The 21,922-nt window shown below is 44.0% G+C and carries 21 protein-coding genes and 1 pseudogene; 2 read left to right on the forward strand and 20 right to left on the reverse strand.

Going from position 1 to position 21,922, the window contains the following annotated elements:
- Position 1 precedes the first annotated feature (1 nt).
- The 5 genes from leuB to VB073_RS12025 form a co-directional block, all read right to left on the reverse strand.
- The gene (leuB, locus tag VB073_RS12005; protein WP_323404421.1) at positions 2-1,075 is read right to left on the reverse strand and encodes a 3-isopropylmalate dehydrogenase; all 1,074 of its coding nucleotides are present in this window, start codon (positions 1,073-1,075) and stop codon (positions 2-4) included.
- 180 nt (positions 1,076-1,255) lie between these two features.
- Complete coding sequence (locus tag VB073_RS12010; RefSeq protein ID WP_323404422.1) at positions 1,256-2,839, reverse strand: alpha-isopropylmalate synthase regulatory domain-containing protein; 1,584 nt, start codon at positions 2,837-2,839, stop codon at positions 1,256-1,258.
- A gap of 121 nt (positions 2,840-2,960) precedes the next feature.
- Positions 2,961-3,560 carry a 3-isopropylmalate dehydratase small subunit gene (gene leuD / locus VB073_RS12015; protein ID WP_323404423.1) on the reverse strand — a complete coding sequence of 200 codons (600 nt, stop codon included), beginning with the start codon at positions 3,558-3,560 and terminating at the stop codon, positions 2,961-2,963.
- Between the two features lie 80 nt (positions 3,561-3,640).
- Positions 3,641-5,023: a 3-isopropylmalate dehydratase large subunit gene (leuC, locus tag VB073_RS12020; RefSeq protein ID WP_323404424.1), complete on the reverse strand. Its 1,383-nt coding sequence runs from the start codon at positions 5,021-5,023 to the stop codon at positions 3,641-3,643.
- A 97-nt stretch (positions 5,024-5,120) separates the two neighbouring features.
- Positions 5,121-6,608: a 2-isopropylmalate synthase gene (locus VB073_RS12025; protein ID WP_416349541.1), complete on the reverse strand. Its 1,488-nt coding sequence runs from the start codon at positions 6,606-6,608 to the stop codon at positions 5,121-5,123.
- A gap of 509 nt (positions 6,609-7,117) precedes the next feature.
- On the opposite strand from VB073_RS12025, the gene VB073_RS12030 reads away from it, so the two are divergent.
- On the forward strand, positions 7,118-8,080 hold the full coding sequence (locus VB073_RS12030) for an aminodeoxychorismate synthase component I (RefSeq protein ID WP_323404426.1): 963 nt from the start codon (positions 7,118-7,120) through the stop codon (positions 8,078-8,080).
- Positions 8,043-8,759, forward strand: a complete 717-nt coding sequence (locus tag VB073_RS12035) for an aminotransferase class IV (protein WP_323404427.1) — start codon at positions 8,043-8,045, stop codon at positions 8,757-8,759. The genes VB073_RS12030 and VB073_RS12035 overlap by 38 nt, the downstream gene beginning before the upstream one ends.
- 87 nt (positions 8,760-8,846) lie before the next feature.
- On the opposite strand, the gene VB073_RS12040 is transcribed toward VB073_RS12035, so the two are convergent.
- The 15 genes and pseudogenes from VB073_RS12040 to VB073_RS12105 all read right to left on the reverse strand — a co-directional run.
- On the reverse strand, positions 8,847-10,004 hold the full coding sequence (locus tag VB073_RS12040; protein ID WP_323404428.1) for a 6-bladed beta-propeller: 1,158 nt from the start codon (positions 10,002-10,004) through the stop codon (positions 8,847-8,849).
- A gap of 105 nt (positions 10,005-10,109) precedes the next feature.
- The gene (locus VB073_RS12045) at positions 10,110-10,403 is read right to left on the reverse strand and encodes an NVEALA domain-containing protein (RefSeq protein WP_323404429.1); all 294 of its coding nucleotides are present in this window, start codon (positions 10,401-10,403) and stop codon (positions 10,110-10,112) included.
- A 324-nt stretch (positions 10,404-10,727) separates the two neighbouring features.
- Positions 10,728-11,999 carry an NADH:ubiquinone reductase (Na(+)-transporting) subunit F gene (gene nqrF, locus VB073_RS12050; protein ID WP_323404430.1) on the reverse strand — a complete coding sequence of 424 codons (1,272 nt, stop codon included), beginning with the start codon at positions 11,997-11,999 and terminating at the stop codon, positions 10,728-10,730.
- Between the two features lie 33 nt (positions 12,000-12,032).
- Positions 12,033-12,647, reverse strand: a complete 615-nt coding sequence (gene nqrE, locus VB073_RS12055) for an NADH:ubiquinone reductase (Na(+)-transporting) subunit E (RefSeq protein WP_323404431.1) — start codon at positions 12,645-12,647, stop codon at positions 12,033-12,035.
- An 89-nt stretch (positions 12,648-12,736) separates the two neighbouring features.
- A complete protein-coding gene (locus VB073_RS12060) occupies positions 12,737-13,369 on the reverse strand; it encodes an NADH:ubiquinone reductase (Na(+)-transporting) subunit D (protein WP_323404432.1) in 633 nt (210 codons plus the stop codon).
- 42 nt (positions 13,370-13,411) lie between these two features.
- On the reverse strand, positions 13,412-14,125 hold the full coding sequence (gene nqrC, locus VB073_RS12065) for an NADH:ubiquinone reductase (Na(+)-transporting) subunit C (protein WP_323404433.1): 714 nt from the start codon (positions 14,123-14,125) through the stop codon (positions 13,412-13,414).
- A gap of 157 nt (positions 14,126-14,282) precedes the next feature.
- Positions 14,283-15,491 (reverse strand): NADH:ubiquinone reductase (Na(+)-transporting) subunit B, encoded by a 1,209-nt coding sequence (locus VB073_RS12070; RefSeq protein WP_323404434.1) that lies wholly within the window; start codon positions 15,489-15,491, stop codon positions 14,283-14,285.
- 44 nt (positions 15,492-15,535) lie between these two features.
- Positions 15,536-16,882: a Na(+)-translocating NADH-quinone reductase subunit A gene (locus VB073_RS12075; protein WP_323404435.1), complete on the reverse strand. Its 1,347-nt coding sequence runs from the start codon at positions 16,880-16,882 to the stop codon at positions 15,536-15,538.
- A 172-nt stretch (positions 16,883-17,054) separates the two neighbouring features.
- Entirely contained in the window at positions 17,055-17,813 is a 759-nt protein-coding gene (locus tag VB073_RS12080; protein ID WP_323404436.1) for a zinc ribbon domain-containing protein, read from the reverse strand.
- A 128-nt stretch (positions 17,814-17,941) separates the two neighbouring features.
- A complete protein-coding gene (locus VB073_RS12085) occupies positions 17,942-19,036 on the reverse strand; it encodes a Nif3-like dinuclear metal center hexameric protein (RefSeq protein WP_323404437.1) in 1,095 nt (364 codons plus the stop codon).
- A gap of 71 nt (positions 19,037-19,107) precedes the next feature.
- Positions 19,108-19,884: a DUF5040 domain-containing protein gene (locus VB073_RS12090; RefSeq protein WP_323404438.1), complete on the reverse strand. Its 777-nt coding sequence runs from the start codon at positions 19,882-19,884 to the stop codon at positions 19,108-19,110.
- Between the two features lie 187 nt (positions 19,885-20,071).
- A complete protein-coding gene (locus VB073_RS17485) occupies positions 20,072-20,239 on the reverse strand; it encodes a TIGR04149 family rSAM-modified RiPP (protein ID WP_416349539.1) in 168 nt (55 codons plus the stop codon).
- 84 nt (positions 20,240-20,323) lie between these two features.
- Positions 20,324-21,037: a DsbA family protein gene (locus tag VB073_RS12095; protein ID WP_323404439.1), complete on the reverse strand. Its 714-nt coding sequence runs from the start codon at positions 21,035-21,037 to the stop codon at positions 20,324-20,326.
- Between the two features lie 89 nt (positions 21,038-21,126).
- Positions 21,127-21,300 carry a hypothetical protein gene (locus tag VB073_RS12100; RefSeq protein WP_323404440.1) on the reverse strand — a complete coding sequence of 58 codons (174 nt, stop codon included), beginning with the start codon at positions 21,298-21,300 and terminating at the stop codon, positions 21,127-21,129.
- A gap of 361 nt (positions 21,301-21,661) precedes the next feature.
- A pseudogene (locus VB073_RS12105) lies at positions 21,662-21,922 on the reverse strand (hypothetical protein); the annotation flags it as partial.

The following is a 21,922-nucleotide window of genomic DNA, read 5'->3' on the forward strand; positions in this document are numbered from 1 at the left end:
ATTATTTCCTGTTTCTCACAAACCGTTCTATCCATTCCCCTACTTCAGAGGTTTTGTAAGCTTTTCCACCGTCGGCAATATCTTCGGTGACAACACCTGCTTCGAGGCTCGCATTGACTGCTTCGCGAATAAGCGCTCCTTCCTCCATCAGGTTGAAGCCGTATTCAAACATCAATGCTGCGGAGAGGATCATGGCCACCGGATTGGCAATATTCTTACCGGTTGCCTGGGGATAGGATCCATGAATGGGTTCGAACAGTGAGGTATGCAAACCTACCGATGCCGAGGGAAGTAATCCTAACGATCCTGTGATCACGGAAGCCTCGTCGGTGAGTATATCACCGAACAGATTCTCGGTCACCATCACATCGAAGCTTTTAGGCCACTGGATAATACGCATAGCGGCATTGTCCACGAAGAGAAAATCGGTTTCAATATCGGGATATTGCGGTGCGATCTCTTGTGCGATCTGGCGCCAAAGACGTGAGGTCGCAATCACATTTGCCTTATCTACTACTGTCAATTTTTTGCGTCGCTGCCCGGCGAATTTATAAGCCAGATGCAATACACGTTCCACTTCTTCACGGGTATAGACACAAGTATCATAAGCCGTATTACCATCTTCACTCCTACCCTGAGGTCGACCGAAATACATGCCACCCGTAAGTTCACGGATGCATACAAAATCAGCCCCTTCTACCAGGTCAGCCCGCAATGGCGATTTATGGATCAGGGAAGGGAAAGTCATTACCGGACGGATATTCCCATAAAGACCCAATTGCTTGCGCATACGAAGCAATCCCTGCTCGGGACGTACTTTCGCATTGGGATCATTATCATATTTGGGATCACCGATAGCACCAAATAACACCGCATCGCTCTGCATACAAAGTTCATGCGTTTCGGCAGGATAAGGATCTCCGGTGGCATCGATGGCACAGGCGCCCACGATGGCCTCTTTACAGGTCAAAGTATGACCGAATTTTTCACATACTGCCGATGTTATATTCAGCGCCTGCTTCATGATCTCCGGGCCTATTCCGTCACCCGGCAGTACAGCTATATTCAATTGCATATATTTTTATTTAGATCCAAGAATAAACTAATGTGCTAATTTATCAATGTGCCAATGTGCCAATTAAATGACAAACCATTGTATCATTAAATTATTATTATTCACTCTAGTCTCATTGGGATATTATACATTATTCGTATTACTCTCATTCTCAATTGTCAATTCTCAATTGTCAATTAATCAAGGAAGCCTCATATAATTCATATTGGGAATATTTCCACTTTCTATCATATTCAACATTTTCATTGTAGCCTTGATGGCGGCTACTGTCTGGTCGATATCCAGCGCACGGGTTTTGAACACTTTCTCTTCGAATTTCCAAGTGATTACCGTCTGTACATAAGCATTTGTTTTACCTCCGGGAGGGATTACCACGACGTAATCAATCAGCTCCGGCGCCGATTTATCAAGTTTCTTGTATATTTTATACATCGCTTTGGAGAAAGCATGATATTGCCCATCTCCTGCAGCAGTCTCCTGGTACACTTCTCCTTTTATCGATATCTTCACCGTAGCAGTCGGCCGCAATCCGTCCGTCAACGTAAGTGAATAATTAAGCATTTTGATATCCTGGTTTTCTACTCCGTTCTTCAACACATCGGATACAATGTAAGGCAGTTCATCGAGATTCACAATCTCTTTCCTATCACCCAGTTCAATGATACGAGCCGTCACTTTGCGGGTTGCTTCATCATCGAGTTCTATACCCAATGCTTCCAGATTTTTAATGATATTGGAGCGTCCTGCATTCTTGCCGAGGGCATATTCACGAAAACGACCGAACCGTTCGGGCATCAGATCATTGAAGTAGAGGTTTTTCTTTTTATCCCCATCGGCATGTACACCCGCTACCTGTGTGAAGACATTGTCGCCGATCACCGGCTTGTTGTTCGGGATACGCACGCCGGAGTAGCTCTCCACCACCTTACTCACATTATAGAGTTTCGACTCATCGACATTAGTGGTTAATCCCATGTGATCATGGATAAGCGCTACTACGCTGGTAATAGGTGCATTGCCGGCCCGTTCTCCAAGGCCATTCACGGTAACATGTACTCCGTCAACCCCCGCTTTAATCGCTTCATAGACGTTGGCCACGGCCAGGTCATAATCGTTATGGGCATGAAAGTCGAAATGAATACCCGGGTAACGGGTGATCATTTCGGTACAGAAGCTGTATGTCTCATCAGGATTGAGCACTCCCAATGTGTCAGGCAGCATAAAACGGGTGACCGGTTCATCTTTCAATCCATCTACCATCTGGAATACATACTCTTTTGAGTCACGCATCCCGTTGGACCAGTCTTCAAGATAGAGATTGACGGTCAAACCCATCCGTTGTGCGTGGGCAATAGTGGTCTTCACATCTGCCAGATGTTCCTGTTGGGACTTGCACAACTGATAGGTACAGTGCTTCAACGAGCCTTTGCAGAGCAGGTTCACCACTTTACATCCGGCATTGACGATCCATTCCAGGGAAGTGGTACCATCTACAAATCCCAGCACCTCGAGCCGGTCCAGATAACCATGAGTCTGCGCCCACTGGGCCATTTTCTTCACAGATTGAAATTCCCCTTCGGAAACTCTCGCAGAAGCAATTTCTACCCTGTCCACCTTCAGCTCTTCCAGCAAAAGGCGTACTACACTCACTTTCTCTTGTGTAGCAAAGGATACGCCCGAGGTTTGTTCACCATCCCGGAGCGTAGTATCCATGATTTCTATTTTCTTTACTTCGTTCACGTTATTCGCTTCGCTGTTATTCATTCACTTCGTTCATGTTATTCGCTTCACTGTTATTCATTCGCTCCGCTCATGTTATTTCCCGCTTTGCGGGATAATTACAACCGAATAACAACTGAATAACTATCGAATTACAATTGAATCACTACTCGTACGCGAAGGTACGATTTCTTTCATATTCCTCAATCTTATCCCTGTTGGAGAGCAGGAAGTCGATATCATCCAATCCTTTGAGTAGACACTCTTTCTTGTAAGAATTGATCTCGAAAGATTCGACCGCACCGGTTTCGTTATTTGAAATAGTCTGCTCCTCCAGGTTTACCGTCACCGTTACCTGCGGATTTCGATTTACCGAGGCAAAGAGTTCGCTCAGGAATTTTTCACTCACCACTACCGGCAGGATACCGTTGTTCAGCGCGTTATTGCGGAAGATATCGGCGAAGAAACTCGATACCACCACTTTAAACCCATAACCTCCAATTGCCCATGCAGCATGTTCGCGACTACTTCCACTACCGAAATTTTTTCCGGCTACCAGCACTTCACCCGAATAAACAGGATTATTCAGTACGAAATCTGATTTAGGATTTCCTTCTTTATCGTAACGCCAGTCGGCGAAGAGATTGTTACCGAACCCATCCCGAGTAGTCGCCTTCAAAAAGCGGGCAGGAATAATCTGGTCGGTATCCACATTCTCTATCGGAAGTGGCACATATGTTGATGTTATTGTTTGAAACTTTTCCATTTTATTTTTAATTGGCACATTAATAAATTATCGCATTAATCTAATTGGCACATTGGCATATTAGTAAATTGACACATTAGTTAGGGTTCCGTTATCCTCCCGTTCACTGCTGCAGCGGCTGCCACCAGTGGTCCTGCCAGGATAGTTCTTGCACCCGGGCCCTGTCGTCCTTCAAAATTCCGGTTGGAGGTAGAGACGGCATATTTACCTGCCGGCACTTTATCATCGTTCATAGCCAAACAGGCTGAACAACCCGGTTGACGAAGTTGAAAACCAGCCTCTTCCAATATCTTATCCAATCCTTCCGCTTCAATCTGTTTACGTACCTGCCAGCTGCCGGGTACGAGCCAGGCCGTTACATTGTCGGCTTTCTTTTTACCCTTCACATAGTTGGTAAATACGCGGAAATCCTCGATACGGCCATTGGTACAACTTCCCAGGAAGACATAATCAATCTGTTTTCCTTCTAACTTTTCACCGGGAGAAAATCCCATATAATTCAACGATTTCTCGAACGATATTTTTCCGGCTTCATCTATCTCGTCCAACCGGGGGATAGTTCCATCAATTGGCATTCCCATACCGGGGTTGGTACCATAGGTGATCATCGGACGGATCTTTGCCACATCAAAAGTGATCTCCTTATCGAAGGTAGCACCTTCATCACTCCTGAGGGTCTGCCAATAAGCCACGGCTTTTCCCCATTTTTCCCCTTTGGGAGCGAATTCGCGCCCCTCGATGTAGTTGAAAGTAGTCTCATCAGGAGCAACCAATCCCCCCCGGGCACCCATCTCGATACTCAGGTTACAGAGCGTCATCCGCTCTTCCATAGTGAGGTTGCGTACCGCTTCTCCGGCATATTCCACGAAGTAACCGGTAGCGCCTCCGGTAGTCAACTGCGAGATCATATAGAGTGCCATATCTTTAGCACTTACATTCTTGCCCAAACGTCCTTCAAAATTGATCCGCATAGTTTTGGGGCGTGTCTGCAGGATACATTGCGACGCCAGCACCATTTCCACTTCGCTGGTACCGATACCGAATGCGATAGCTCCGAACGCGCCATGGGTAGAGGTATGGCTGTCTCCGCAAACGATAGTCATTCCGGGTTGTGTATAACCGTTTTCCGGCCCTATCACATGTACGATCCCGTTCTTGGGGTTATTCAATCCGTAGTATGTCAAGCCGAAGGCCTTGGCATTTCCCGCCAGCGTTTCCACCTGAAAACGGGAAACAGTATCACGAATAGGCCTATCTTGCCACATCGTGGGGATATTATGGTCGGCCGTCAGCGTAGTCTGTTGAGGACGGTAAACACTCAACCCGCGCGCGCGGATACCGGCAAAAGCCTGAGGGCTGGTTACTTCGTGACACAAATGTCTGTCGATGTACAACTGGGTGGGACCATCTTTCACGGTCGCCACCACATGTGCATCCCATATCTTATCAAAAAGAGTCTTCATATATAATTGATTTGTTAATTTACTGATTTACTGATTTGGAGATGATCACACATGGGTACATTACCTTCCCACTTTCTCACCTCCTCACTTTCCCACTTTATTCAACAAATTTATTCACCGCATCAATAAACGCTTCCACGGAAGCGGCCACAATATCAGTGTTCGCGGAAAAGCCGTAATATACTATATTATTATGTTCCACCTGCATGTGCACTTTTCCTATGTCATCACTTCCATGATCGATGGCCTGGATAAGGAATTCCTTGATCCTCATCTTCCTTTTTATGATATTTTTCACAGCCCGGATGGCGGCATCCACAGGACCGTTACCGCTTGCTGTGGCCTCGAAACGTTCACCGGCAATATTCAGGACAATGCTGGCCATATCCTGCACACCGATACCGCACAATACCTGCAAGTATTCCACTTTGATCCTGTTCAGGCGTCCATCTTTGCCTACCAGCATCAGAATATCATCATCATTCACACTTTTTTTCCTGTCGGCCATCTCGAGGAACTTCTGATATACGTCATCCAGTTCTTCGTTTTCAAGCTTCACGCCAAGGATCGACAGTCGGTTTTTCAATGCAGCCCGTCCGCTACGGGCAGTCAACACAATAGCATTGTCATCGATTCCCACATCTTTAGGGTTGATGATCTCGTATGTTTCCACATTCTTGAGGACTCCATCCTGATGGATTCCTGAAGAGTGGGCAAAAGCATTCCGTCCTACAATCGCCTTATTGGGTTGTACCGGCATATTCATCAGGCTCGATACCATCCGGCTGGCGGAATAGATATGCTGCGTATTAATATTGGTGTCGAATCCGCGGTCCTTATGGCTTTTCAATGCCATCACCACCTCTTCGAGCGATGTATTTCCGGCCCGTTCGCCGATACCGTTTACGGTAACCTCTATCTGACGGGCACCGTTAAGCACACCCGAAATGGTGTTGGCGGTGGCCATTCCCAGATCCTGATGACAGTGGGTGGAGAGGATGGCATCCTTCAGATCCACATTATCAATCAGATACTTGATTTTCGCTCCGTATTCATCGGGGAAGCAATAACCGGTCGTATCAGGTATATTCACTACGGTAGCTCCCGCATTGACTACCGCCTGTACCACACGGGCAAGATATTCGTTGTCGGTACGTCCCGCATCTTCAGCGTAGAATTCCACATCGTCCACGAAACGGCGGGCACACTTCACTGCTTTTATCGCTCGCTCGATAATCTCTTCACGATTAGAATTGAATTTGTATTTAATATGCGAGTCGGACGTACCGATACCGGTATGGATCCGTTTCCGCTTGGCATACTTCAAGGCTTCCGCAGCTACTTCGATATCTTTCTCCACCGCACGGGTTAGCGCACAGATAGTCGGCCATGTGACCGCTTTTGAAATCTCTACTACCGAATTAAAGTCGCCCGGGCTCGATACGGGAAAACCGGCTTCTATTACATCTACTCCCAACAACTCAAGAGTTTGTGCCACCTGGATCTTTTCAATGGTATTCAACTGACAACCGGGAACCTGTTCGCCATCTCTTAATGTTGTATCAAATACATAAATACGTTCCATCATTACTCACGTTTTTGTTAGCTTTATAAAAAAGAATAACCTTTCCCACTTGGTGAGAAAGGTTATTCCTATATTTTTTACCTAATGTAAATCACAGATATGCCAGTCTCACCCTCCGAATTTTTCCAGAAGTAGAATAGAAATGACTAGAATATCGACCTGATGATACATACGACAAATTGAAATTTTCTTTGTTTAACGGCTGCAAAGTAAGCGCAAAAATTCATACTAACAAAATATTTTCACAATTTTCTTCGAAAAATCTTCGATTTGATTATTATTCACGTAAATAATTTTCGATTTAAAACATCCCCTCAACTCAAATAAGACCAAAAATCAGTTTATTATCTCTATTTCCTTGCCACACACAAAACATCTATCAAGAGCGAATTGTTCATACTTCGACAATATAAGATGCGGTTTTTGTAATCTCAAACAAGTTTGGCTTACCGTTTGGCTTGTATTATATTTGCAACATGTTTTTCAGTAGTGGGAGAATAAAGGAAAAAATGAACGAAGCGGGGAAGGCGAAAAAACCTTTTCTGTTCGCGGTGGATTTTGAGATGCGGAAAGGTTTTTTTGTGAACGATCCGATGGCTCAACAGGAAGTCCTGTTCAATATCAAAGATGTATCCAATATATATCAGCAACAGGAAAACAGAACGATCCATTCCCCTGTCGTGCCTGCTACTTATTTATTCGAAGCCTATCCGGAAGAATTCATCATCTACCTCCAGCGCTTTAATATAGTAATGGATGGATTGAAAAGGGGCGATTCCTATCTCACCAACCTCACGATAAAAACTCCCCTGGAGAGTTCGCTTTCCCTCGAAGAGATCTTTCGTTTCAGCAAGGCAGCCTATAAACTTTGCATTCCCGGTCAATGGATTTGTTTTTCCCCGGAATGTTTCGTGCGGGTAGAGCGGGGAAAAATTTTTACTTTCCCGATGAAAGGAACTATTGACGCGCGTTTACCCCATGCCCGGGATATTATCCTCAACGATCCTAAAGAAACAGCGGAACATAATACGATCGTAGATCTGCTTCGCAACGATCTGAGCCGGATCGCCACGTCGGTACAGGTGAACCGTTTCCGGTATATCGATGAACTGAAAACAAACAGGGGACCGATATTACAGATAAGTTCCGAGATCGAGGGAACTTTGGCGGAAGGATATCTCAATCATCTGGGAACCCTCTTCTTCGAATTATTGCCGGCCGGATCGGTATCGGGTGCCCCCAAGAAGGCCACCCTACAGATTATCAGAGAAGCGGAAAAGGAACCTCGCGACTTTTATACCGGTGTAGGCGGTTATTTCGATGGCGAAAAATTGGAATCATTTGTATTGATCCGGTTTATTGAGCAGCAAGGCTCAAAACTCTTTTTCCGCAGCGGTGGAGGTATTACCGCGAACAGTAACGCCCAAAAAGAGTATGAGGAAGCGATCCGGAAAGTATATCTACCCTTTTAAATTTCAGGATATGTTTTTAGAAACCATTTGTATACTACAAGGAGAAATTCAAAACAGAGAAGGCCATCAGGAACGGATGCAACGGACTGCCTCCCATTTCGGGTTCAAAGCACCGGGGTTGCCCGATCTGCTATCTCTACTTGCAACTGAACTACAGATTTCGGCAGAGGAACTACGAGATACAGGCGGGTTACAGAATATTAAAGACGGGATACGAGGGGTTACAGGTCAGCGGCAGGGCTCTAAAGTAAAATGCAGGATCGTCTATCACGAATCAATCCGGGAGATTTCATTTGAAAGATATATACCTAAATTGATCACTTCATTGAAACTGGTAGAGGCATCATTGGATTATTCTTTTAAACTGGCAGACAGGAGTTCTTTGAATGATTTGCTCCTACAGAAAGGCACCTGTGACGAAATCCTTATCACCCGCAATGGCTTTATTACAGATACCTCTTATAGTAATGTCGTACTTAGCCGTGGAGAACAATTTTTCACACCCGAGAACCCGCTATTAAACGGCACCAAACGGCAAAAGCTACTTCGCGAAGGTTTTATCATGGAGAAAGCTATCCACCGTGATTCTCTCCGTGAATACGATCGGATCTACCTTATCAATGCCATGCTGGATATCGAAGACAATATTTCTCTCTCCGTACTTAATGTTATATATTAACAAAAAACGACATCCTCTTAGTAAAATTCAACTATCCTCCCCTGAAAGAAGGAGGCTTTATAAATTGGACTAACATTAGTACAAGTATTAGTCAACATAACCAAATAACCCCACAGGATTATCCTCCTCATTTAGTTTATTTAGTATCACTTTGAAGTCTTCGACAATAATCCGCTCACTGTTATTTATGAACCATGATGGGTGAATAAGAAATAACACTCTATTATCCTGGGCAAAGAGAATAAACTCTCCATCCTGAAAAGGTAATTCTACTCCGTTCGAGAACACATCATCGATAATCCTATCGAATGAAAATGCTTTCTTCTTTATTTTATCATACACAACCAGATACCTTTTTGATTCTTTCATACAATAAAACAGGAGTTTATTACCTGTTTCAATTACATTGTAGGTAGAATTCACATAATTATGTTTTTTTAATTCTTGAAAAAAATCAAATACATTTGAGAATTTATTTTTTGCGTAAAATGATTGAGGTATATTTTGTCCATTATACGATAAAACGAACTTTGGTATTAATCGATCTCTTTCCAATGCATAAATTGTATCATTAAAAGGTTCAAAAAAGAGAATCTTATCCCTTGCTGATTTAAAAAAATTTAGACGATTTGAGATCTGAAGAAACTCACTCTTCCCCCTGTCTATCTCTGAAAATGAATGATTTTGCTCACCCTCATAGACGTTGAACTGAAAAATATTATCCTCATCTCTTTCATATCCACTATATATATATAGTCTATTTTCAGAATCCCGGAAAATTTTTATTGCCCAGACACCTATCTGTTGATCGTGTATATATTCACCATTATAATTGTAATAGAGCACTTTTTTTTGCCTCTTATCCAATATCTCAACCCTATTTAATTCCTCATTGATAAAGAAATCGGAGATGGCTGTGTATTCTCCGGCCCCATTTCCTCTCTTGTTGATAGTATTTATATATTTTCCTTCTGAATCAAATTGTATTATTGTACTGTTGCTCTTGATAAAGATACTTTCTTTTGTAAAAATTAAATTAGGAGCTTCACCTACGAGAGAGGACTCATTTGTTTCAAATAATATTGGCTTAATACCATTCAACAATGAGGAAAGATAAATTGGATTGTTTTCCAATTCAATATCGATCAACTGGTACTCCAAAGCTTCACTCTCTTTTTTAGAACAAGAATAGGTGACACATAAACTGATTAGAATACAAAATGAAAAAAAAACTCTTTTATTCATAATTTATAACGATTTACTAATAAAGAGAATATATTCTAATACCTATAAACCAAGCTACAAATATTGACATGGGAAAGATATTAGAATATACTCTACATAGGAACTCTAATCACATATAGATGAAGGACAAGGGGATGCAGCACAATCTCTACTTCCTGGACAACAACAAAACTTATCACCTGCTTCATTGCCATAAAGGGTTCCTTTATTGTCTCCATTTTCATTTCTCGCCAAAGCTTCCACATTAGCCAATACCAAATCTGATAGACTTGCATTACTCTTCATGTTTACACTCACTCCGTAACCTGTGGTTGCCAAAAGTGAAAGGGCAAATAGCCCGGATAAAACTTTCTTTCTCATTTTGTGAAAATTTAAATCATTAATTATAGATTCTTCCATCAAAAAAGACTTTCATTATATCTCGTTGCAAGGATATAGAAATCTATCGTCCCGATCAAATTTTCTGACTTATTTATATCTTATTTTTTTAGGATACTGAATATCAATAACTATTCACCTTCACAATTTACAAAGAAAGAGAAAAGATAATAATGGAACAAGTAATAATTTGTTAAGATTCTGTTTAAATTCTGTACTGACTCTTTGAAATTCTATTCAGAGAGAGATTGCATGGCGTCAGTGACAAAAGATGAAAAAGGAAACGGCATCCCCTTTTTGTAGAAAATGCCGTCGAATATATAATAGTCTCTAAAAAGTTTGTGTCTATCCAAAGTCGTCGAACATAATCATTTCCGGCGGGACGCCCAGGCTGTCGAGCATTCGCTGTACGGCATTTGCCATGGGACCGGGGCCGCACATGTAGTACTCGATATCTTCGGGTGCATCGTGATCTTTCAGATAAGTGTCATATATAACCTGATGCACAAATCCGGGGGTGTATTTCACGCCGGCGGCATCGGCTGTCGGATCAGGGCGGTCGAGTGCCAGATGGAACGAGAAGTTGGGGAATTCCCTTTCGAGTTCGTAAAAATCTTCCAGATAGAACGCTTCGATCAATGCCCTTGCACCGTAGAAATAAGACATCTTCCGATCGGTGGTCTTCAGCGTCCTGGTCATGTGCATGATTTGTGAACGGAGGGGAGCCATACCGGCACCACCACCCACCCAGAGCATTTCACGCTTGCTGTCGAGGATAGGGTGGAAATCACCATAGGGCCCCGACATCATCACCTTGTCACCCGGTTTCAGGTTGAAGATATAAGATGATACGATACCCGGATTTACATGCATCCATTCACCTTTGGCCCTGTCGAACGGAGGCGTTGCCACACGCACGTTCAGAGTGATGATATTCCCTTCGGCAGGATAGTTGGCCATAGAATAAGCACGTACGGTATCTTCTTCGTTCTTAGCCACCAATCCCCACATCTTATTCTTATCCCATTCACCCTTATACTCATCATCGATAATAAAATCGGAGTATTTGATCTGGTCGTATTGTGGCACCCTGATCTGGATATATGATCCGGGCTTGAAGTCGAGTTTCTCGCCTTCGGGCAGTTTCACCACGAACTCCTTGATGAACGAAGCCACGTTGTGATTGGAGACTACTTCACATTCACATTCCCTGATACCGAATACCTCTTCCGGTACGATGATCGACATATCCTCCTTTACTTTCACCTGACAACTCAGACGCCAGTCGTTCAACTGCTCCTTACGACTGAAGTGGCCTTTTTCGGTGGGTAGTATATCGCCGCCACCTTCAAGCACGCGGCAACGGCATTGGGCACAGGTACCTCCGCCTCCACAGGCTGACGAGAGGAATATATTTTGAGACTGCAATGTATTCAGCAAGGTTCCTCCTTTTGGCACGCTCAACTCTTTTTCATTGTTCACGGTAATTTTCACATCACCCGAAGGCATCAGCTTTGCCTTAGCGACCAGAATAATCACCACAAGCACCAAAATGATCACCAGGAATACAATGACACTCGTCCATATCGTCAACCCTGCGCTCAATAATACACCCATATTTATAAATAATTTGTAATTGTCTGTTCTCTATTAGATGTCAATACCCGAAAAACTCATAAAACCGATAGCCATCAATGCGGTGATAATAAAAGTAATACCCAATCCTTTCAAAGGTTTGGGAACATGGGAGTATTCCAGTTTTTCCCTGATGGCCGCCAGTCCCACGATAGCCAGCAACCAGCCGATTCCAGAACCGAAGGCATACGCAGTAGCCATTCCGATATTGGCAAATTCGCGTTGTTGCATAAACAGCGATCCTGCGAAAATAGCGCAGTTCACCGCAATCAAAGGAAGGAATATACCCAACGAGTGGTGAAGAGTAGGACTGAAACGCTCGATCACCATCTCAACCAACTGGGTAATCGATGCAATCACAGCAATAAAGATAAGAAGACTGAAGACGCTCAGATCGATATCGGCAAACTCGTCGCCCAACCAACTCAAGGCTCCCTGTTTCAATATATAATTTTCTATCAGATAGTTGACAGGCACCGTGACAACAAGCACAAAGGTGACCGCAATACCCAGCCCCATTGCCGTCTTCACATCTTTCGACACTGCCAGATAGGAACACATCCCCAGGAAGTATGCGAAAATCATGTTGTCGACAAATATTGATCGTACTATCAAACTAATTGCATCCATTTTATTTTTGTTAAATTGTTGAATCGTTAAATCGCAGAGTCATAGGTTTTACCTTTCCCAGTTAAACAATTCAACAGTTACACAGTTAATTAATTCGTTTCCTCCTGTAAATCCTTATTTTTGACCCTCTGTATCCAGATAATACAAGCCACCAGCAATATCGCCATGGGGGCAAGCATCATCAAACCGTTATTTTCATAACCGGCATCATAAAGAGCCTGGGGCACTACCTGGTATCCAAGTAACGTCCCGGAGCCGAGTAGTTCGCGGAAAAATCCCACTACTATCAGTATCCATCCATAGCCTAATCCGTTGCCGATACCATCGAGGAAAGAGGGCCAGGGACCGTTACCCAAAGCAAATGCTTCGAGACGTCCCATCAGGATACAATTGGTCAGGATCAGGCCTACAAACACCGAGAGTTGTTTATTCACATCATAGGCAAAAGCCTGCAACACTTCACTCACGATAGTCACCAGCGCAGCGGCCACCACCAGTTGCACAATCATACGAATGCGGTTGGGAATGGTTTTGCGTAACAGCGATATGATCACGTTGGCAAAAGCAACCACCACCGTCACCGCGACAGCCATCACAATGGATGGTTCGAGTTTGGATGTTACCGCCAGTGCGGAACAGATACCCAGCACCTGTACGATAACAGGATTATTTTTATTGAGCGGCCCTAATAGAACTGCTTTTGTCTTATTGGATAATGCCATATTCTTTCACTATTTTTTTTCATCTACGACACAATACCAACATTATTGATTGGCAATATGTAAATTCATTAAAAAGTTCTTATATCTACCCACACTGTGCAGCAACATATTGTCCACCCCCCTACTGGTGATGGTCCCTCCTGATATCCCATCCACATAATCCCTGTGGCTATTGGATTTTCCTGGTTTCATCACAGCTACTGAAGTGAATTCAGCACCTCTGAAAAGGTTCTTACCCGGAAACTGGTTTGTGAATTCAGCATGTTCTATTTCGGCACCCAACCCCGGTGTCTCCCCCGAATGGCCCATATCGGCACCATAGATGGTACTTCCGTCCGGTTCAATGGCCAAGTATCCCCATATGGGTCCCCAAAGTCCGGTGCCACTCATCGGAATAATATATTTGAGGGAGCCCTCTATTTCCGCCTCATACACCGGTAATCCTTTGGCGGTAGCATCACCCAACTCGGTCGAAAAGGCCGGATCATCGGGAGTGATACCTTCGGTACCTTCCACCTTTACACCTTCATCATTGATAAGATAGGCGTTCTTAATCAACTCGGTATATTTTGCCTGAGCCTCGGCAGCAGTTACGTCCAATTGAAGAGAACGTAATATCTGCTGCATCTTATCGGTATTCACGTTAGCAATCTGCCTGTCTCTCAACACCAGATGAGTGAAGGCCAACCCAAGCGCTACCAATATCACCATTACGGATGCATATATAATCGTATATCCACTACTTTCTCTATTCATAATTGTTCAGTTGTTATTCAATTGAGTTTCAATTGTTATTCAGTTGTTATTCAATTGATTTTCAGATGTTGTTCAGATGTTGTTCGGTTGCACTTATCCCGCAAAGCGGGAAATAACAGCGAAGCGAATAACTATCGAATAACGCGAAGCGAATAACCTATTTAGTTGCTGTTGCACGTTTCATACGACGCTTAATGTTGGCATCGATCACATAGAAATCTATCAGGGGCGCAAACGCATTCATGAACAGGATAGCCAGCATCATTCCTTCCGGATATCCCGGATTGAACACACGGATGGCTATCGCGATCAGCCCGATAAAGAAACCGTAGATCCATTTTCCTTTTTCAGTTCTTGCCGACGTGACCGGATCAGTAGCCATGAATACCGCTCCAAAAGCGAATCCCCCCAACAAGAAATGATAATGCATCGGCATCTCCATGATGGCATTTTGCGCGAACAGGTTGACCAGCAATACGGCTACAACTCCTCCGATAAAGACTGACAGCATGGTTTTCCAGCTTCCCACACCGGTGGCAATCAGGATGACGACACCCAATAAGATGGCGAGAGTTGATACTTCGCCGATGGATCCGGGGATGAATCCGAAAAACATATCACTGACAGAGAGGGGTTGACCGGTAATCCCATGAAAGGCAAAATCAGTAAAACTGCCCGCATCGGTAGTAGCGACCTGCCCCAAGGGGGTAGCTCCCGAATAACCGTCCACTACCGTTCCTTTCCCCATTCCGAAACTGTCGGCAATGCGTACCCATACCTGGTCGCCCGACATCTTTGAGGGATAGGAAAAGAAAAGGAAAGCCCGCGTGATTAAAGCTACATTGAAAATATTATATCCGGTACCACCGAACACCTCCTTGGCAAACACCACTGCAAAAGCCGTCGCGACGGCGATCATCCACAAGGGGGTATCCACCGGGACAATCATCGGGATAAGTATACCAGTGACAAGGAATCCTTCGGCCACCTCCTCCTTCTTCACCTGTGCAATAGCGAACTCAATACCGAGTCCCACCACGTAAGAGACGACGATCTGGGGCAAGGTAGCCAAAAGCCCGTAGAAGAACTTGGCAAGGAATGTCACCTCTTGTCCAACCGCCAGATAATGCTGTAATCCCACGTTATACATACCTACCAGCAATGCCGGGATCAAAGCGAGGATTACAATACTCATCGTACGCTTGGAATCACGGGCATCATGGATATGCACGCCCGATTTCGACGTGGTGCCCGGCACGAAGAGGAACGTCTCAAACGCATCGTAAGTTGAGTAGAGCCAGTGCAGCTTCCCGCCTTCCTCGAAATTGGGTCTTATCTTATCAAGAAACTTTCTTAACGCTTTCAAAGTTCTAATATTTAGAATTATATATTCATTCCTGTGAACATTGTTCACTCCATCTCCTTACGCAACAGATCAAGTCCCGCACGCACGATACGCTGCAACTCCAGCTTGGAGGTATCCACAAATTCGCAGAGTGCGAAATCCTCCGGCGCCACTTCGTATATGCCCAGTTGCTCCATCTTATCGATATTGAAGGCGATAATGGATTTGATAAGTTGCTCGGGGTAAATATCCATAGGAAATACCTTATCGTATTCATTGGATACGATGATGGCCCTTGGGCCTCCCAACAGACGGGCATCGAGACGGTATTTCCTTTTGTGGGAGGGATAAGTGCATCCCGCACTGTAACGTTTGGGCGAAAGGGATGCCCAACCGAAAGCTTCATGCACATCATCACCTTCCGGGATGACGGTAAGCTGTGTATCATACGCACGAAGTACGCCGTCAGCATCTATCTTCCGGCCCGTAAGGGGGTTCCCGCTGATATACCGGAGGGAGATTCCTTCTGTCACGTTTCCCTTGAAAATCGAATTCAATTGTGTGCCGACCAGCATACGGTAATAGCCGGTCTGCTTCACTTCCGATCCGGTGAGCGCCACCGTACGGGTAAGGTCGACAATCCCCCGGTTAAAGAGACGCCCGATCAGCGCCACGTCCGGGGCATAGAGTGTCCACACGGTCTCGCCCCTGTTCACCGGTTTTATCTGATTGATCTGCACCCCTACGTTGCCCGCAGGATGCGGTCCTTCGAATTCGGTGAGGATCACATTCTTCGCTTCACGAAGCACTTTATTGGTCGTTTTGGTATCGACCGAGAGATAGACTTTTCCGGTAGTCATCTTTGCCAGTGCATCCAGCCCGGTCTGCAGATCCGCTTCAAGGCCGTTCAGTATGAAGTCTGCAGAAGGTGCCAGCGGCGCCGTATCGAAGGCAGTTACAAAAATATCACGTGGTTCTTTTTCCGGCAAGGCCACCACATCGTAGGGGCGCTGTCTGATCAGGAACCAGATACCCGCATTGAGGATCGACTTCTTCACCTCCTCACCGGAGAGTGGAGCCACCTCTTTTTTTCCGAAATCTTCGTATTGGATAGTGGTATCGGCTTTTACTTCAACATAGAGGATACGCCGTTTCTCCCCACGCTCGATGGCTGTCACCGTACCGCTTACAGGAGATGCAAAGAACATCCCGGGGTGATTTTTATCAAAAAACAGGGGAGTACCTGCTTTTACAGCATCATCTACTTTAACGGCTAATTTTGGAGTAATACCGTGAAAATCCTCCGGATACACCCTCACATATTCACTCGATACTCTGCCTCTTAGGGTCTCTTCAGCCCGGCCGAGTAGTGGAATTTGCAAGCCTTTCTTAATTTTTATTCGATTAGCCATATCGTATTATATAAATAACCTCGCTTATAATCCTCCCGATTAAATAGCTATAAATAAACAGGTTAGCAATAAGCTGTGTTCAATTTTGAAAAGGAGAATCCCTCCCTTTTTCGCAAAGATACATTTTTTTTTCGAAAAAAGAAAGGGAAACTGCTCTTCCTTTTCGCTTTTATCAAGCACCGGCCATTTCCGGGTCGATCATGATGCGTCCGCAATATTCGCACACGATGATCTTCTTGCCTAACTTGATATCCATCTGTTTCTGAGGTGGTATCTTGTTAAAACAGCCACCGCAGGCACCACGCTGGATAGGTACAACACCCAGACCGTTGCGAGCATTCTTGCGGATCCTCTTGAAAGCGGTCAGTAGGCGGGGTTCAATAGTCGCCTCGGTCTTCTTTGCTTTTTCGCGGATCTTTTCTTCCTGTGCCTTGGTTTCCGATACGATATCGTCCAGTTCCTGTTTCTTATGCTCCAGGTCCGACGTCTTTTCTTTCAGCAATATATTGGCAGTTTCAATCTGTTCCTTGATAGAGGTCGACTCCTGCGCATATTCGCGGATATGCTTCTCGGAGAGTTCAATTTCCAGTGTTTCGAACTCAATCTCCTTGGAGAGATGGTCATATTCCTTACTATTTCGGACATTGTCAAGTTGTTTGTTGTACTTTTCAATCTTCGCCTTACTAGTTTCTATTTTTCCTTTCTGCAATTTTGTATTCTCATCCAATTGCTTCAACTCCAGTTCAAAGTTGTTCATACGTGTACCCAGGCCGGCGATCTCATCGTCAAGGTCGGCCACCTCAAGAGGAAGTTCACCACGTAGGGTTTTAATCCGGTCGATTTCGGATAAATAGGACTGTAATTTGTAGAGTGATTTCAGCTTATCTTCCACTGAAACTTCCTGTTCTGTACTTTTTTTTCTTGTTGCCATAATAAAAATGGATGTTTATTGATAAATATGAATGTTTGTCATTAACAAAAAATGCAGCAACAAACGAAATATAATCGTTTTATTACCACATTCTTCCGTAAAAGCGGGAACAAGTCGAACCGCTCTTTTTACAGATATTTCACCGGGTTCGAGTCGAACGCCGATTTATGAATTACAAAGGTAGGAAATTTTCTCGAGATAAGATCGAAAAAAATCTCTTTTGTACAGATCTCCGACTCATAATGACCTACCACGGTGAGGAGTATGCGTCCTTCCACATCGTAAAAGTCGTTGTATTTCGCTTCGCCGGTGATAAAAGCATCTGCACCGTAGGCAATGGCCCGGGGGATCAGGAAGGCGCCGGCCCCTCCGCAGACGGCCACGTCGCGAATATCCCGTCCCTGCATTTTTGAATGTTGAATGGCAGGCAGATTAAAAATATCTTTGAGCAGGTATAGGAATTCCTGCTCCGGCATCGGTTCGGGCAACACACCCACAATGCCGCTACCATGTTGCGGCCAGTCGTTGACGATAGGATAAAAATCAAATACCGGCTCTTCATAGGGATGTACCGCCAATAGTGCCCGAAGGACCTCTTCCTTCTTCATGACAGGAATTACGGTCTCTATCCGCACCTCGGGTTCAAAATGGAGTTGGTCGATTTCACCGACATGGGGATTGGCACCCTCTTTTGCCCTGAACGTACCTTCTCCCGAAAGGTTATAGCTGCAATTGTCGTAATTCCCGATATGACCGGCCCCGGCATTGAACAGGGCGTTCCTTACACTCTCGGCATGTTGCAGCGGTACGGTAGTCACGAATTTCAGCAGTGCATTCTGCAGCGGCTGCAGAATCTTCACGCTTTGCAACTCCAGCATCTGCGCCAGTTTGTAGTTGACGCCTCCCCGTGCATTGTCGAGGTTGGTATGTACGGCATAAAGTGCTATATCCTGCCTGATAGCCTGTATCATGCACCGCTCTATGTAATTCTTGCCGGTAAGCGACTTGAAAGGCCGGAATGCGAGGGGATGATGCGAGATGATCAGGTTACAACCCAAGGAGACGGCCTCATCGATCACATCTTCGGTCACATCGATACACAACAGTATTCCTGTCACTTCCCGGTTCACATCGCCCACCTGTAACCCGCTATTGTCATAGCTTTCCTGTAACTGTAGCGGCGCCAACTGTTCAATTGCCTGAATAATCTCTTTTATTCGCATAAAGTAAAATTACAAATTAATTACCAATTACTAATTACGGATTATTATCTCTGTTAGCCGATGGTCAGCCTTTATGGGAAGATTTTCCTCATTGTGTCGGCAAAGATGGCTCCCATACGTCGCTGGATATATTTATCCTGCCCGCCTTCGGGATGCCACCCGAATTTCTCGCCGGCAATCTGTTGATGATTATCGCCTGTAAAGACCAGGCTGGTCTGTTGTTTGGTGACGGGATGCACGCTATTTTTAGAGAACCCGATATACTTGTCGAATTCCACCACGGGAAATCCCCATTTCTCCGCCAGTTTCCGTACGGAAGTATTATAGGTCACCCGGCCGTCATGCCAGTCGGTGCAGAGTACTATTACCGCAGGCTTTCCCATGAGGGTGTTATAGTATTTTGAATTCTCGTCGAATTTCAGGTTATAACACTCGGTAAGATAGCGCTTGATCACATAATCAAATGCCGCCGCATAGTTATTCCGGTCGAAAGGGATCATATAATCGGTGTACTCCTCCTTCAACGGGGATGAGCCGAACACATCCCGATCGTGCACCTGCATGATCACCAATGCATCTATCTCCTCCAGTTCCTCCCTCGAATAGAGTGTTCCCTCCGCCATCCGGTTAGCTGCATCGGCAATCGCCTCACCTCCCACGGCACGGTTTACTGGAATAGCACCGATCAATCCGCAACCCAACTCAAACCACCCGTTATTGGGTGATGCAAAGGATGCACCGGTAAGCAGGAACGTGTAACGGTTCTCCTTCTCTTCTATGACCTCCTGTGCAGGAAGAACTGCAGCAAAGATCACCAGCAGGATCACAAATGTCTCAAGTCGTTTCATATATTTTTACTGATTAGAGTAATGAGTAAAACGCAAATATACAAAAGTTTTATTTCTTTTAAGGAATGGGGATTTCCTATTATCAGCAAAATCAAAATAAAGGTTTGCACAAAGCAGTTAGAAGTACGATAAAATATTTATTCTGCAATCACCACAATTGGATTGTCATCCTCCGAAATTAAATTGATCATTTCTGTAAATGAATTATCGGGATCAGGCAAACATTACCACTTCCACCACTACCACTACCACTACCACTACCACCACCACCACCGCTACCGCCATAGATAGCTTTCATTTCACTGTTTTCTAATACTACTGCGTTTTGCAGTTTGATTTTGTTTAACTTCTTCATATTATTATATGTTTTAGAAGTGCAACAGGTTAATACTGATTTCCTTGACTGCTGCGCCCAAAGATACCAGTTTTTATACCACTATCAAATTCCGTCACCTGTAAAATACCGGATATCTTCAATTTTAGAGTTATCCGGAAGTTTATAACCATCCCCCAATATCGTAGGTGTAGCTCTCAATCCGGATTTTTCTTTCCATTGTTTGTGAGAATCAAATTCCCTGATCACTTCCTCCATATCTATGCTGACAGGATGTAACCTGAAAAATTCTTCTTTGTTGAACTTTCCTTTCTCAAACCATTCGTCATAAACCATCTTACTCTCTCCGTTCTTCTGGAAATAGGCGCCGATAAGGTATTTATTGGATACTTCCAGTTCTTCATTGAAAGAGGAGAAGATATATTGTACACAGATATTCCTATTCTGTTCCAATAACTTATTGATTCTTTCATGCATCCGGGAGCAGGGATTACAATGAGGATTGGAAAAGACTGTTATCAATAGATTGGAGTTGGGATTTCCCAATAAAATCCGAGAAGTATCTTTGGACACTTCATAATGCGGTTGCTTTTTTAGCAATGCTTTAAACACATCCTCATCTGCCTTTATACTGTTTATCTCATACCGGATGTTATCCGTATTCCGGCTTCTGGATATCATCGGAACAAGCATATCGATAGTAAGAATGGAGATCAGGTATATACTGCCCGTAATCAATAGTTCCAGAAAATTAATCGGGAAAATTTGAAAATAGTTAAATCCCAGTCCGGTGATAAATATACCCCATAACAACAGCATGACAGTCAAACATAAAGGACACCACTGCTAAAGAAAATCAACGAGCATCTGGTTGCAATAAAAAAACAGGATAAAAAATCCCGGAAGAACTACATTTCTACAGGCACAAGCTCTGTGGTTCCGTTCTTCCTGATTATAATCCGGTAAGGTTTCCCGTCAATGTATACAATCTTGTCTTCCTCCTTATCACCTCCCATGATTGAGGCTAATTCTTCTTTTGGCATTGATTGAAAGCGACTTAACGTGTGATACTTTATTTTCATCTCTTTTCTGTTTTATCAGGTTTATAAATAATGTTTAGCACCTGCCCCAAAAATATAGGATTATTTTCAGAACAAGACTCATATTTTCTAACTTTTTCTATCTGAAATACAATAAAATGGTTAGATTGTTAAAATCCTCATATCTATATTCAAGAAAGAGGGTTCTATTTTCAATATTTATGCTACATTTGCAATATATAGGGTTTTAATTAATTTGTATGAAAAAGCGCTTCGCCATATCAGCCTTAATAGCAACCAAAAAACGTACAAAAAGAACATCGAACTGGTGAGAATATTAAAGGTGCATATTTATGAATTCTTATTCCATGGGAATGTATTTACATAATCCCCAAGTTGCTCCTTATCCAATACCCGGAAGTCCGGTATCAAATGAGCAGACCAAATTTTTATGTACATTTTCCATGATATTATCCAGAAGACAGGATGCTACATCAAAACATATCTCATTTTCTTTATCCCCGGAATACTCGGACATTGCCAACGCAATTCCCATCCGACCGTGGAAAAGACCAATATCCGAAGTAAAACATGCACTTAGCATCAGATGATGTATTATTCTATCGGTGACACCAAAATTCAATTCCATCATATCAATATGTCT

The sequence above is a fragment of the Proteiniphilum sp. genome (assembly GCF_034927365.1).
Classification (GTDB): domain Bacteria; phylum Bacteroidota; class Bacteroidia; order Bacteroidales; family Dysgonomonadaceae; genus Proteiniphilum.

Coding starts and splice junctions, on each gene's coding strand:
- VB073_RS12100 (WP_323404440.1), bottom strand. CDS start 21,300: ATGAAAATAAAGTATCACACGTTAAGTCGCTTTCAATCAATGCCAAAA.
- VB073_RS12010 (WP_323404422.1), bottom strand. CDS start 2,839: ATGAATAACAGCGAAGCGAATAACGTGAACGAAGTAAAGAAAATAGAA.
- VB073_RS12045 (WP_323404429.1), bottom strand. CDS start 10,403: ATGGAAGAATCTATAATTAATGATTTAAATTTTCACAAAATGAGAAAG.
- VB073_RS12090 (WP_323404438.1), bottom strand. CDS start 19,884: ATGAAACGACTTGAGACATTTGTGATCCTGCTGGTGATCTTTGCTGCA.
- VB073_RS12035 (WP_323404427.1), top strand. CDS start 8,043: ATGAGGAAGCGATCCGGAAAGTATATCTACCCTTTTAAATTTCAGGAT.
- nqrE (WP_323404431.1), bottom strand. CDS start 12,647: ATGGATGCAATTAGTTTGATAGTACGATCAATATTTGTCGACAACATG.
- VB073_RS12085 (WP_323404437.1), bottom strand. CDS start 19,036: ATGCGAATAAAAGAGATTATTCAGGCAATTGAACAGTTGGCGCCGCTA.
- VB073_RS12075 (WP_323404435.1), bottom strand. CDS start 16,882: ATGGCTAATCGAATAAAAATTAAGAAAGGCTTGCAAATTCCACTACTC.
- VB073_RS12040 (WP_323404428.1), bottom strand. CDS start 10,004: ATGAATAAAAGAGTTTTTTTTTCATTTTGTATTCTAATCAGTTTATGT.
- leuC (WP_323404424.1), bottom strand. CDS start 5,023: ATGAAGACTCTTTTTGATAAGATATGGGATGCACATGTGGTGGCGACC.
- VB073_RS12095 (WP_323404439.1), bottom strand. CDS start 21,037: ATGCTGTTGTTATGGGGTATATTTATCACCGGACTGGGATTTAACTAT.
- VB073_RS12080 (WP_323404436.1), bottom strand. CDS start 17,813: ATGGCAACAAGAAAAAAAAGTACAGAACAGGAAGTTTCAGTGGAAGAT.
- VB073_RS12025 (WP_416349541.1), bottom strand. CDS start 6,608: ATGGAACGTATTTATGTATTTGATACAACATTAAGAGATGGCGAACAG.
- nqrF (WP_323404430.1), bottom strand. CDS start 11,999: ATGGGTGTATTATTGAGCGCAGGGTTGACGATATGGACGAGTGTCATT.
- nqrC (WP_323404433.1), bottom strand. CDS start 14,125: ATGAATAGAGAAAGTAGTGGATATACGATTATATATGCATCCGTAATG.
- VB073_RS17485 (WP_416349539.1), bottom strand. CDS start 20,239: ATGAAGAAGTTAAACAAAATCAAACTGCAAAACGCAGTAGTATTAGAA.
- VB073_RS12030 (WP_323404426.1), top strand. CDS start 7,118: ATGAACGAAGCGGGGAAGGCGAAAAAACCTTTTCTGTTCGCGGTGGAT.
- leuD (WP_323404423.1), bottom strand. CDS start 3,560: ATGGAAAAGTTTCAAACAATAACATCAACATATGTGCCACTTCCGATA.
- VB073_RS12060 (WP_323404432.1), bottom strand. CDS start 13,369: ATGGCATTATCCAATAAGACAAAAGCAGTTCTATTAGGGCCGCTCAAT.
- leuB (WP_323404421.1), bottom strand. CDS start 1,075: ATGCAATTGAATATAGCTGTACTGCCGGGTGACGGAATAGGCCCGGAG.